The following is a 13,266-nucleotide window of genomic DNA, read 5'->3' on the forward strand; positions in this document are numbered from 1 at the left end:
TCAAAACTTATACGAGTTGTGCACATTTGACGCTGATGTTGTTTGTGGCCACCAAATCAATGCCGGTTCCTCCAATATTGGACTTGACAATCGTTCCCAATGCTACTGGGGCCTGCAATTCGATTTTACATATTTCTTTCATGCAGTCGAATATTTTCCCTTTGCTGATCGCGTCTTTTGTTTTGACAGGTAGAAGTGGGGGATCGCCGTTTTCTATTTTTATTGTGGAAGTCAAAATCCGTTTTGGCGAAATCAATTCATTTTGAGCATATTCCAATCCTTTTTTACAGGTATATCCGCTGATATCTTGAATACTCCCGCCGTCATGGTTGATTTTGATGCTGCATCCCTTTGGACAACCGATGCAAATGATTGTTTTTTTCTCAATCACCTTTCTCATCTCCTATTTCATGATTGAAATATCAATATTATCGAGGTCACTTCGTAAAAGGTTTGCAGGGACAGGAAGCGCCAGCATCGAGCCCGGCGTTACAGCTTCTTTTGAAAAATTTGCGATAACCTTTCCGCCATTGTCCTTTACCACAATGCTTACGTCCCTGTCCGGATGTTTTACACGCATATAAAGCCTGACGGATTTCTCTGCTGCGTCATCAAAATCTATGAACTGTGGAACAACATAGCCGATGTTGTCTCCGTGAGTGACCGATATTCTTTTCTTTCTTGCATTGAGTTGGCTGTTTATGTACTCGGCAGCGGCTTTTCCTGCGATTTCACTTTCCACAGTCACATTGTCCACAATATCGTGAACATGCAGGACGTTCCCGCTGGCAAAGATCCAGGGTACACTGGTCCGGCGCTTTTCATCGACAATCGGCCCCTTGGTAACCGGATCCAACTGAACATTGATCTTTTTAGACAGTTCGTTTTCCGGTATTAAACCGACGGATAATAATAATGTATCGCATTTTATTCGTTTTTCCGATCCCGGAATTGCTTTTAGCTGTTTATCCACTTCGGCAATCGTGACTCCTTCAAGCCGCTCTCTTCCATGGATGTCGATAACCGTGTGATTTAAGTAAAGCGGAATGTTATAATCGTCCAGACATTGAACTTTGTTACGGACTAAGCCGGTAGAATAAGGCATGACCTCCAAAACACCTTTTACATTTGCTCCTTCCAAAGTCAGCCTTCTTGCCATGATCAACCCGATGTCACCCGATCCCAGAATGACAATTTCTTTACCGGGCAGATATCCTTCCACGTTGACGTATCTCTGTGCGGTTCCGGCGGTCATCACGCCTGATGGCCGTTCTCCGGGAATCGTCAATGCTTCGCGGGTTCGTTCACGGCAGCCCATTGCTAAGATGACTGCTTTTGTATCGATCTCAAACAATCCGTCAATGTGGTTAACGGCGATAATTTTTCTATTATCAAGAACGTCGATTACCATAGTGTTCAATTTAACGTCAATGTCGGTTTCTTTTACCTTTTTGATGAATCTGTCGGCATACTCGGGACCGGTCAGCTCTTCTTTAAAGTACTGAAGACCGAAACCGTTGTGAATGCACTGCTCTAAAATCCCACCCAGGCTGGATCCTCTTTCGCAGATAAGAATTTTTTCAACACCGTTTTTCTTTGCCTCCAGAGCTGCCGACAGGCCCGCCGGCCCGCCGCCGATAACAACGATATCATAATACAATCTTTTCATGATCTCTCCTCGCTTCCTGTAAAGACAAGTCTTTGTTATTAAATGCCAGCACAAAGGAACCTTTTCCTTTTTTTGTGACTTCAAGAGGAGAAATGTTCATCTCATGTTTTAAAATATCCAATACTCTGGGTCCGCAGAATCCGCCTTGGCAACGCCCCATTCCGGCGCGTGTCCTGCGTTTGACAGCGTCGATATTTGTTGCGGGAATCGGGCGGTGAATTGCATCAATAATTTCCCCCTTGCTCACTGTTTCGCACCTGCAAATGATGGTTCCGTAATCGGGATTCTTTTTGATCAACTCATCCCGCTCCTCGTAGGAAAGATCCCTAAGTACAATTGGTTTCGGACGGTCGATTCGATAATTTCCTTTTTCCGTAAAGTTTAGGTCATAATGAAGGCCTCTGACCAAATCCTCAACCATCATAGCAATTGCGGGGCAGGAGGACAATCCGGGTGACTGAATTCCTGCTACATTGATGAATCCCTTTACTGTCTTTGCGTATCCGATTATAAAATCTTCTCCTGTGGCGGCGGCTCTCAGCCCTGTAAATGTGGTAATGACGTCGCCCATGCGGGGAAGTTTCGGAAAAATACGGGAAATGATCTTTCCGTAGATTTCTTCCAGCCCCTCATATGTTGTGGAAACATCTTCCTTGTCGTCCAGCAACTGGGCGTTGGAACCTGCCAGAATGTTCCCCTCTGTAGTGGGAACGATAATCATACCTTTTGAAATTTTTGTCGGTGAGGAGTAAATGGTATGCTTTACGTAATCACCCCACTTTTTATCATACAGGAAATACTGGCCTTTTCTCGGCTTGATTTCAAAATCGATATTTTCCACCATTGCCGCAACCTTATCGGCGAAAAGCCCGGCCGCATTGATTACCACCTTAGCTTCAATAACTCCTTTATTGGTCCGTACCGCTTCGACCTTCTGATTTTTTACAAGGACTCCCTGAACCTCTGTGTTTAGCAATACTTTGACGCCGTTTAAGACCGCATTTTCTGCCAAAGCCCTCGTCAATTCAAAGGGGTTTATGGTGCCGGTGTTTGGATTGTAAAGCCCGAACATTGCTTCCGGATTGATATTCGGCTCCATTTGACGGAGTTCTTCCTTTCCGACGATTCTTAATCCCTTTACCCCGTTTTTTTGGCCATTGGCCATTTGTTCTTTCATGACTTTCATATCGTCATCTTCAAAGCCAATGACAATGGATCCGATGTTTTTTACATATGGAATATATAAATCTTTGCACAGTTTTTCAAAATATGGATTTGCTTTCAAAACCAGTTTACCCTTTAATTTCTGACTGTCCACATTGTAACCGTCATGAACCATGGAGGAATTAGCCTTGCTTGACCCCATGCAAATATCACTTTCTTTTTCGACCAGCACGATATCCAGATTATATCGCGCTAGTTGATGAGCGATTGCTGAGCCAATGACTCCGCCCCCAATAATGATAATATCCGTTTTCATCATTTACTCCTCTTTTCAATGGGATAAAGTAATATTCTGCCAGTATTATATTGCTGCCCTGAAATTCTATCAACATGGAAAATATTTTCCTTATGCAAAAAGCACTGATAAAGCCGCCCTTCGCAGATTGCTCGAACCGATGGCTAAATTGCTTGAACTTGCTTTTGCGTGTGGGATGTCATTTTTCTGTTTAGCTTTAAAATGGAGTTTCCAAGCATGTAATCCGTAATCAATACATCAATGAGATGTCCCTTTAAAGCGGACCAAACTGAAAAAGCTTTCCCTTCCCCGGAAGAAATGGTGATTTTTGTTTTGATTTTTTTAAATTTTTCAAAATCAATGGAAATTGTCCTGTCAATCAGATCGGTGTTACATTCCTTTCCGTGCATGTCAAAAAAACGAAGGGCAACATCGCCCACAACATTTTTACTTTGCAGATCTTCTACCTCAAACTGATTCAAATACTCTTTTTTGGCCAACACCGAACTCAAGGTCGGATAATAGGAACCAATTCCGTTAATTGAAATATCAATATTATCAAACATCTCAAATACGGTTTGAATATTTTTTTCATTTTTGATTGAATTCGCAACGTTTTTGTTGCTCATAAGACCTTCTGTCAACAAATAGTACTTTCTCCCTGAAAAAGCTTTTGCCATCCTTGAAACAAGCGTACGCACATCAAGTTCGTTGTCGCAGCATGCAATACTTCCGTGAAGCGTAACAAACGATGCATCAACCTTTTGACAGGGATTCAAATAGTTAATCAAATAATACATATGGCTTCCCCATGTAATCCCAAGGGTATCATTTTCTCTGATAATTCTCTGAAGATATCTGGCTCCTTCCAAAGCGACCAACTTTTTGACGTTATTGCAGCTGGAGATATTATTTTCAACTGAATTCGCCATTGGGGTGGGTGCGATGATGACATCTTTTAGCCCGAATGTTTTTTGCAGCTCCTCTTCCAGACGAATGCAGTCTATATAAGGATCACGAATCACAAATTCCACAATCTTTTCTTCTTTCGCCTTTTTAATAAGTCGCGAAACAGTCGTGATGGATATATTCAGCATTTCGGCAATCTCATTTTGGGGAATGTCTTTTATGTAGTAGAGATAAGCGGCTTTGAGAATAATAAAAGTCGATTGATTGTAAACTTCAGATTCCATATTCTACCTCCGTCTTAATTTCAAGCAGCATATTGAAACAACAAATCTTCTTGATTTGAAAGCATCGAAAGCATACGAGTAACTGTTTGTTATATAATAATTGCATATAATATTTATTTAATTTCTATTAATTTTGTATGTTGTGTAAATTATATTGCTACTTTCAATTATTAACAAGAGGGAAAATATTTTCACACTGATATTTTCAAGACTCCATACCCTTTACAAGAACACTGGGAGGTGCTTATGGGCCTCCATAAAGCAAACTGGCGTCGCTTTCAAGCGACGCCAGTTTGCTTTTGACGGAAGGAATTCTGTATCAGGACAGTTTTATTCGCTGTCCTCTTTGGGGACAGGTCCGCGCCGTAAGAAAAGTGGAGTGATGGGGGCAACGGACCGGAAACGTATGTATCAAAGAGCGTAATTGTCTTTCACGTTGGTTTCGCCGTAGATGCCCCATATTTTGATGGCACAAGCCAACTCTTCGCAGGATTTCGCGGCTTCTCTGAGGTTGACGCCCTTCATGGTTGCATCCATAGCGACTCTCATAGCTTTTGCACCGGCGGCTGGGCCCATCGGATGGGCATGTATACCGGCGCCAACGCCAAGCAGAACATCGGGGCCGATGTCGTCTACAAGCTGTGGAACAAGTCCGGGAATGACTCCTCCGCCAACCATCGGCAGAGTGGGCTTCAAATCATAGAATTTTGCAGCCGAGGCGATACAGTTCTTGATATATTTTGCCTTGGTAATATCAAATTTGCCGTAAGGCGGCTCCAGCAGCATCGTATCTGCACCGCACATCCTTGTCAGTTTGGTCAGCACAAGTGAGCTGACGCCCTGATACTGCGAAACCGTCCAAGAGGCACCAAAGCAGCAATGAGAAAGAATCGGAACCGTGATCTTAGGATCTTCGGCAAGATCCCTCAGTGCTGACAAACCGATACCAAAAGTATCTACCATGAGGCAGTTCGCACCGGCCTTGATGGCTTTGTATGCGTTGTCTTTAAGACGAGAGATTTCGTCCGTAATGTTGACGGCATACATGGTGACTTCCCCCTTGACCTTGTCGGCTCTGTGTGCGGCATCCATGTTCTTTTTCACACGTTCTTCAAGAGAGTTGAATGACCTGTCGCCGCCGATCAATTCATCATCTTTGATGAGATCCACACCGCCGACCGCGGCTTCATAGAAAAGCTTTGCGCCGACATCCGGAGTATAACCGGTGCAGGGCTTGATCATGTTGTTCAGCAACGGCCTGCCGTATGCGCCGAGGATCTTCCTGATGCCTTCGATACCGAATTTGGGACCTTTGAACTTTGAAACATAACTTTTTGGAAAATCAATGTCAAGGATTCTCAGATAGGGCATAGCGGTGACATTACCCAGGATAGTGGCAAACAGCAGAGGGATGTTGTCTTCGATATTGACGGTCGGATACCCCATCCTGACGATATACCACCGTTTGCCGTCCTCGGCAATGTCGTCGTTGACATTCGACTGATTTTCATAGTCAGGTACTTCGTAAATGGCAAGAATTTTGGCTGCGTAGTTGATCCTTACTTCCTCTGTCTCTTCGGGAACATCGACCCATGAGCCTGTGGTCTGTTCGATTCCGATTGCAGTCGCCTTAATGATAGGATCTTCATTCTTCCTGCAGGCAATCAGATATGTTGCAACACATAACTCATCAAGATTGACTCCTTCGTACATCGGGTTGAGAACCGAACTGTAAAATCTGTTCATACTAAAAATACCTCCGTTTTTTTTATTTGGTGATTCTATGCGTATTATATGGGAACCTTCACTTTTCAACAACATAGAAAATATTTTCACATGCCTCCGTCGCCTTATCCGTCAAACGCCAATGTGGACTTGCCGCCGTTTCCGGAATTTACGGATATTGCAAGTTGTACCAATCCCATTTTCCGATTCCGTCTGTTAACCGCAAAATGGAATTGCACACAGGATTTGCATCTGTCAGGTCCGTAAAGAGGTGGTTTTGGACCCACTTGAAATTATTTTTTAAAACTGAGTTTAATATTGAAATTATTTTCTATAATTGGTCCTTGCAATTTTTTTCAATGTGTCTATTTGGATTGCAATAGGTTATTATGAATAATATAGTCCGGATAACAGGTGGATAAAATGTACATTTAGTACTATATTTTCACAGTGTTTGGAATCCACCTTTAGAGCCGATAACATCTGAAAGAAGGGCGATTATGTTAAACCGTCTGCCCCCGCTCGTATACAAATACGATGTTGGCAACATGAAAGATTTAAACCGGCGCATTGCGCGTTGGTCCGATTATGAGCAGATTCCCGAAATCGAAATGAAAGGCGTTATTGAGGGACAGGATGCAATATTCCAGCTTCCGCAGATACTGCAGTCTTTGGGAGTGCAGGCAGGGTGCCGCGTGCTCGCCGTAATGGATGAAACGGTCATGCTGCGCAGGGGCGAAAAGCTGAAAGAAATGGTGCTCGGCCTGCTTGCAAACGCTGGTTATAAGATCGAGCGGCTTGTTCTAGAGGGTGATTCCTATGGAGTGGTCCATGCGGAATTCAGCCAGGTGGAAAAGGTTATGGCCCGCTTGGATGAGCGCTGTGCCGTGCTGTCCATCGGTTCCGGCGTAGTTACCGACATAACCAAGCACTCCTGCTACTGTTACTGTGATGAAAAAGGGATCAGGCCGCTCCCGCTGGTTTCCTTAATGACGGCCAACAGTGTGCCTGCCTACACATCGCCTTCATCCATCATTATGAAGGATCATGTCAAACGTACGTGGCCTTCGCGCACTCCGGACATTATTGTTATGGACATTCAGACGCTGATGGACTGCCCGTTACATTACACCGTAGGCGGAGTAGGCGACCTCTTCCCGGTATTTTGCGCATTTGCCGACTGGTATCTGGCCGACTGTATGGGCATATCAAATTTTGTCGACGGTTCCTGGCGGATTATGGATGATGTCAAGGAACTTCTGGTCCCTTATATGGAGGAGATCGCGAACCGTACATACGAGGGGATGGAAGTATTGGGCAGCTGTCTGCATCTGACCGGCCTAACTATGATGTTTGCCAGAGATTCCGTGCCAATGTCAGGCTATGAACATGTCGTAAGCCACATGTTAGATATGAGCGCCGCCTATGACAAGCGTAAGACGGGGCTGCACGGCCAGCAGGTTGGTGAGGCAATGATACTGTCACTGATCAACATAGAAAAGCTTTTCAGCCGTCTGGACAGGGAACTTGCCTCCGGCGGGATCAACATCGACAGCTGCTATCCAGCTGCCGACAAAATGGAAAAAATCGTGCTTCGTGTTTTTGAGCCGCTGGACCCTTCCGGAAAAATGGGCCGCGAATGCTGGAGCGACTATGCGGTCAAGCTTAAAAATTGGACGGATGCCCGTCCGAAATTTGAGGCATTTCTGAAGAGTTGGGACACATACAGCGCCGTTTTTTCCGGCCTGTTACCCTATACCGCGCTGGAATGTGCCCGAGCGCTTAACCGGTCAAAGCATCCGCTGCTGTTCAGCGAGCTTGACGCCCCCATTACTGAGGAGCGGGTCCGCTGGGCTGTGCGCAATGCCAATCTTATGCGGAAGCGCTTTACTTCCGACGACCTGGTTTATTATCTCGGCTGGTTTGATAAGCAATGGGAGGATGACATCTTCACAAGGTTCTATGATATTGTGAAAGCCGTACGAACAGAAGACTAGACTTGAAAACTTGAAATACTGCGTGGTTCCGTAGGCTGGCAATTCGCAAACTACGTCTGTCCGGATTCGTATTTCTGATTGTAAGTGCTGTTCATGCAGCAATCTGGAAGCCTTCTTAATTATTTAGTGAAAAAACGGAGCGGTCCGTTTATCAATATTATTTTTTATTAGGAGGAGTTCAAATGAAAGATTATATTCTTTGCATCGATGAAGGTACGACGAGCACCAGGGCGATTATTTTGAATCATGACGGCGACTGGATTGGCATCGCGCAGAAAGAACTGACCCAGATATATCCGAAACCCGGCTGGGTGGAGCACAATCCTGTTGAAATGTGGAAGTCAACGATTGAGGTTATTAAAGGTGCGATTGATGATGCGGGCATTACGGAAGATCAGATCGAAGCGATCGGTCTTACAAACCAGCGGGAAACAGCCGTTGTATGGGATAAGAATACGGGAATACCGGTCTATAACGCGATTGTCTGGCAAGACAGAAGAACCGCCGAGTATTGTGACGAATTAAAGGAAAAGGGATACGGCTCCACCTTCCAGAAAAAAACCGGTTTGATTGTGGACCCTTATTTTTCCGGAACAAAAGTCCACTGGATACTCGAAAATGTGCCCGGAGCACGGCAAAAAGCTAAAAATGGAGAACTGTTTTTCGGCAACGTCGACAGTTGGATTATGTACAATCTGACCGGAGGCAAAGAGCATATAGAAGACTACAGCAATGCAAGCCGGACCATGATGTTCAATATTCGCGAGCTGAAGTGGGATCAGGAGCTTCTTGATATTCTGGAAGTTCCGAGTAACATGCTGCCAGAGGTTAAAGAAAACAGCGGATTATTCTGCAAAGCTACCGCAATCTTTAAGGAACCGATTCCGATTACCGGTGTTGCAGGCGACCAGCAGGCCGGAACATTCGGCCAGTGTGCTTTCAAAAAGGGCATGTCCAAATTTACCTACGGTACCGCCGGAGTTATTGATGTAAACTGTGGCGACACAGTCCCTTCGTTCGACAACGGCATGACTACAACTTTAGGCTGGGTCCTGAATGGCCAACCTACATATTTGGCAGAGGCTACTGTGTACTGCTCAGGTGCGGCTGTGCAATGGCTGCGTGACGACATGAAATTTATTGAGGCAACCCCCGATTCCGAATTTTTTGCCAACAAGATTGCGGACAGCAAAGGGGTGTATGTGGTACCCGCTTTTACGGGTTTGGGCGCTCCCTACTGGGATCCTTATGCCCGCGGCACAATCGTGGGTCTTGCCAGAGGCTCCGACAAAAATCATATTATACGTGCTACCCTTGCTTCCCTGTCCTATCAGACGAAAGATCTGTATGATTGTGCACTGGCCGGTCTGGACCAGAAAATCTCAATGCTGAAGGTGGACGGGGGAGCCTGCCGAAACAACCTGATGGCGCAGTTCACGGCCGACATCCTGAATTGTGATGTCGAACGTCCAAAGAACGTTGAGACCACCGCCACAGGCGCCGGATATCTTGCCGGACTTGCGGTGGGCTTCTGGAAAGATCTCGATGACGTCGCCTCTACCCGAAAGATAGACAGAGTATTCAAGCCATCCATGAGCGAGGAAAGTCGCGATGCATACTATAAAGGCTGGAAACGCGCCGTCGCCGCAGCGATGGCATGGAGCAGTGCAAGATAAAAAAGCGGCCATCACAAAAAGTGATGGCCGCTTTTAGCTGAAATATCGAAAGATCACTGTGCAGTTGGATTATCGCTTGCTTATTCGCCTACGACTGATTTTACAAATGCGGTAAGAGCCTCGTCCTTGCTGTTCGCGTAGAAAAGCTCTTTAAAGTGCGCGCCGCCGAGAGCGCCCTTCAGCAGTTCCTGATCGATGCCCTTCAGGCAGGTAATGATATCGTGGAAATTGTTTGCCCTTACGGCGTCAAGAATCTTCTTGTTGCTGCGCTCGACCTGCTGCTTTTCCTTCGGATAGCCGCCGCCGCTCTCGCAGCCGAACAGTTTTTCAAAGATATATTCCAGGTTGCACTCCGCGCCCCAGCCGAAGCCCTTTGCAAAGGGAAGGGAAATCGAGTTGCCGTCGTTGATCTGGGCAAACATGAAGGCGTCGCTCGGGTCGACCACATGGCCGCAGATCACGCCGGGGAAGCTGTTGAGCGCGAGCATGGCTCCTTCGCCGGTGCCGCAGCCGGTAATGATATAATCGGCCGCGCCGCTGTTCAATAATACGGCGGCCAGAATGCCGTTCTGTACATAAGTCAGCCATTCCTTATCCGTTGCCGTATACATGCCGTAATTGTATACCGTATGACCCATTGGTTCGACTACCTTTTTCAGTACGCTGCAGATCAATTCATTTTTGGAAGCCTGGCTGTTTTCGTTTATCAGTGCTATTTTCATGGTATCTCTCCTTTATTTCCTCGGGCCACATGACGCCGTCCGGGGGATTTTTTATAAAATGGTTTTTATCTGCTTCAATACGGAATCCGTGTCCAGACCGTATTCACGCAGAAGCTCATCCGGTTTTCCGGATTGGCCGAAACGGTCCTGCACCCCGATTTTTTTGAACCGGAAATCGCCTCTGCCGATCAGCACGGCGGATACTGCGTCGCCTAAGCCGCCGATTACGCTGTGCTCTTCGATGGTGACTGCCTTTTTGCACCGGGAGGCATAACGCAGCACGCAGTCCTCGTCGATCGGCTTGATGGTATGGATGTTGACTACAGAAGCGGATACTCCGCGTTCCGACAGTCTCGCCGCGCACTCCAGCGCGGTAGCCACCATAATGCCGCAGGCGAACAGGACAACGTCGCCGCCTTCCCGCAAAACATTGGCTTTGCCGATTTCAAACGGCATTTCCTGCTCGAATACCGGAGACGCGGGCCTTGCAAGACGCAGATAGGCGGGGCCTTTTATAGCGGCCACCGCGTTGACGGCGCGCTTCGCTTCGTTTGCGTCGCACGGCACAATCACCGTCATGCCCGGAATCACGCGCATCAGAGCAAGGTCCTCAATGGCCTGATGGCTGCCGCCGTCCTCGCCAAGCGTGATTCCCGCGTGCGTCATACCCAGCTTCACGTTGAAATTCGGGTACGCAACGCTGTTGCGCACCTGCTCGTATGCGCGCCCCGCACCAAAGATGGCAAACGTGCTGCAGAACGGGATGAATCCCATCGTGGAAAGTCCCGCGGCCATGGAGATCATGTTTGCTTCCGCGATTCCGCCGTTAAAGAAACGTTCCGGATATTTTTCGGCGAAGCCGTTGGTCATGGTTGCGTGCGCCAGATCGGCGTCCAGAACGACGACCTTGTCGTTTTTTGCGCCAAGGTCGACCAGCGCTTCCCCGTAAGCGGCTCGTATTGCTTTTAATTCACTCATTCTATCAGCCCTTCATTTCTTCGAGCGCGGCATCCCGCTCGGCGGGAGAGGGTGCTTTCCCGTGCCAGCCCACTTGATTTTCCATAAAGGAAACACCTTTTCCTTTGACCGTATGCGCCAGAATGCATTTCGGTTTTCCCGGCCTTGCGGGGATTTCCAGCGCGTTGATCACCTGGCCGATCTCGTTGCCGTCGGCCAGCTCGATCACGTCGAACCCAAACGCTTCGAAGCGGTCCCGCAGATTGCCCAGAGCCATGACCTGATCGTTGGTGCCGTCGATCTGCAGCCCGTTGTTATCGACCATCACCGTCAGATTGTCCAGCTTGTAGTGGGCGGCAGCGGTGCATGCTTCCCAGACCTGTCCTTCCTGCAGTTCGCCGTCGCCGAGGATCGTATAGACCTTTTGTGGGCCTTTCGCCGCTTTGGCTCCCAGCGCCATCCCTACGGCGATGGAAACGCCTTGACCGAGCGAGCCGGTCGAAGCGTCCACGCCGGGGACTTTTTTGGCGTCCGGATGGCCCTGAAGAATACTGTGAAGCTGGCGGAAATTTTTGAATTCCGCCTTGTCGAAAAATCCCATTTCGCCCAGAACCGCATAATAACACGGAGAAGCGTGCCCTTTGCTGAGCACAAACCGGTCCCGCGCCGGGTCGTCCGGATTTTTGGGGTCTACTCTCATCTGTGTGCAGTATGTCGCGGCGAGCAGCTCCACCATGGAAAGCGAGCCGCCCGGATGTCCGCTGGCCGCGCCGGCGACCATTTCAATAATGTCGCGGCGCAGCTGCGTGCATAGGGAAACAAGTTGTTGATTGTCCAGTCTTTTCATCTAAATACCTTGTTCCGTTTCTTATTTTTTCAGGGTACGGGCCTTTTTCAGGAAATCGATATAGACCGCTCCCAAAATGACGCATCCTCTTACAACGAACTGCCAGTAGCTGTTGATGCGGAGAAGATTCATGCCGTTGTTTAACACGCCGATAATCAAAGCGCCGACAACCGTGCCGCCAAGAGTACCGATACCGCCGTTAAAGCTTGTGCCGCCCAGAACCGACGCGGCAATCGCATCGCGCTCAAAGCCCTCGCCGACGGACGGCTGGCCGGAATAGAGGCGGGCTGCAAGAACCACACCGGCAAGAGCGGCTAAAATACCGCTCATCATGAAAACGCGCATCTGAACCGATTTGGTGTTGACGCCGGCGTATTTCGCGGCTTCCGCGTTTCCGCCCGTGGCGTAAACGTGGCGTCCGAAGCCTGTGCGGTTCATAATAAAGAACAGGATGATGAAAACAAAAGCGACCACAAATACCGGGGTCGGAATTCCGAACAGATCGCCGGTGCCGATCAGGTTAAAGGTTTCGTTGGTGCATTGGGTAGGCTGGCCGCCGGTCACGACGTAGCCGACGCCGCGCACAATAATCTGTGTGGAAAGAGTTACGATAAAGGCCGGGATCGTGGTGTGTGAAATGACATATCCGTTGAAGAGTCCGAGCAGCGCACCGAAAGCGAGCGCGCTCACAATACATACCGGCAGCGGCAGACCGGCGTTTGCCAGACGTACCGTGATAACGCCGGAAGCGGCGGCACACGAACCGACGGACAAATCAATTCCGCCGCAGATCAGGACACAGGTAATTCCGAATGCGATTAAAACGTTTACACAGGACTGCCGCAGCAAGCTCAGCAGATTTGTAGAAACAAGGAAAGTATTTGTAGTGATGGAAAGCGCGATGCACAGCCCCAGCACCGCAGCAATAGCAGCCAGATTGCGTCTCAGCCAGTTTACTGCTACGTTTCCCGCCGCGCTGCCTTTCAATGCCGCGGATTCCGAATGGTTAGTATTACCCATT

Annotated in this window: 11 protein-coding genes; 2 read left to right on the forward strand and 9 right to left on the reverse strand. The window is 47.9% G+C overall.

Annotated features, from left to right (window positions below; translation table 11 throughout):
* Positions 1-7: 7 nt before the first annotated feature.
* From ACRQU7_RS04745 to ACRQU7_RS04765, 5 genes are all read right to left on the reverse strand, one after another.
* Positions 8-391, reverse strand: coding sequence for a DUF1667 domain-containing protein (locus ACRQU7_RS04745; protein ID WP_444644131.1), 384 nt, complete (start codon positions 389-391; stop codon positions 8-10).
* Positions 392-403: 12 nt separating this feature from the next.
* A complete protein-coding gene (locus tag ACRQU7_RS04750; RefSeq protein ID WP_444645502.1) occupies positions 404-1,660 on the reverse strand; it encodes an NAD(P)/FAD-dependent oxidoreductase in 1,257 nt (418 codons plus the stop codon).
* Entirely contained in the window at positions 1,650-3,149 is a 1,500-nt protein-coding gene (locus ACRQU7_RS04755; RefSeq protein WP_444644133.1) for an NAD(P)/FAD-dependent oxidoreductase, read from the reverse strand. Before ACRQU7_RS04755 ends, ACRQU7_RS04750 begins: the two co-directional genes overlap by 11 nt.
* Positions 3,150-3,292: 143 nt before the next feature.
* A complete protein-coding gene (locus tag ACRQU7_RS04760) occupies positions 3,293-4,321 on the reverse strand; it encodes a sugar-binding transcriptional regulator (RefSeq protein ID WP_444644135.1) in 1,029 nt (342 codons plus the stop codon).
* 411 nt (positions 4,322-4,732) lie between these two features.
* Complete coding sequence (locus ACRQU7_RS04765) at positions 4,733-6,067, reverse strand: RuBisCO large subunit C-terminal-like domain-containing protein (protein ID WP_444644137.1); 1,335 nt, start codon at positions 6,065-6,067, stop codon at positions 4,733-4,735.
* A gap of 479 nt (positions 6,068-6,546) precedes the next feature.
* Here ACRQU7_RS04765 and ACRQU7_RS04770 point away from each other — a divergent pair, with 479 nt between their 5' ends.
* Together ACRQU7_RS04770 and glpK are read left to right on the forward strand one after the other, a co-directional pair.
* On the forward strand, positions 6,547-8,043 hold the full coding sequence (locus ACRQU7_RS04770; RefSeq protein WP_444644139.1) for an iron-containing alcohol dehydrogenase: 1,497 nt from the start codon (positions 6,547-6,549) through the stop codon (positions 8,041-8,043).
* 182 nt (positions 8,044-8,225) lie between these two features.
* Positions 8,226-9,719 carry a glycerol kinase GlpK gene (gene glpK / locus ACRQU7_RS04775; protein ID WP_444644141.1) on the forward strand — a complete coding sequence of 498 codons (1,494 nt, stop codon included), beginning with the start codon at positions 8,226-8,228 and terminating at the stop codon, positions 9,717-9,719.
* A gap of 80 nt (positions 9,720-9,799) precedes the next feature.
* Here the strand turns inward: glpK and ACRQU7_RS04780 are convergent, their stop codons facing one another.
* Genes ACRQU7_RS04780 through ACRQU7_RS04795 form a run of 4 tightly spaced genes read right to left on the reverse strand, consistent with a single transcriptional unit; the run spans position 9,800 to position 13,265 of the window.
* On the reverse strand, positions 9,800-10,441 hold the full coding sequence (locus ACRQU7_RS04780) for an RpiB/LacA/LacB family sugar-phosphate isomerase (protein WP_444644143.1): 642 nt from the start codon (positions 10,439-10,441) through the stop codon (positions 9,800-9,802).
* Positions 10,442-10,492: 51 nt separating this feature from the next.
* Positions 10,493-11,419 (reverse strand): transketolase family protein, encoded by a 927-nt coding sequence (locus tag ACRQU7_RS04785; protein ID WP_444644145.1) that lies wholly within the window; start codon positions 11,417-11,419, stop codon positions 10,493-10,495.
* A gap of 4 nt (positions 11,420-11,423) precedes the next feature.
* The gene (locus ACRQU7_RS04790; RefSeq protein WP_141827354.1) at positions 11,424-12,245 is read right to left on the reverse strand and encodes a transketolase; all 822 of its coding nucleotides are present in this window, start codon (positions 12,243-12,245) and stop codon (positions 11,424-11,426) included.
* A 21-nt stretch (positions 12,246-12,266) separates the two neighbouring features.
* Entirely contained in the window at positions 12,267-13,265 is a 999-nt protein-coding gene (locus ACRQU7_RS04795; RefSeq protein ID WP_081928190.1) for an ABC transporter permease, read from the reverse strand.
* Position 13,266: the final 1 nt, after the last annotated feature.

Source organism: Caproiciproducens puteiluti (assembly GCF_052442865.1).
In the GTDB taxonomy this organism is placed as follows: Bacteria; Bacillota; Clostridia; order Oscillospirales; family Acutalibacteraceae; genus Caproiciproducens.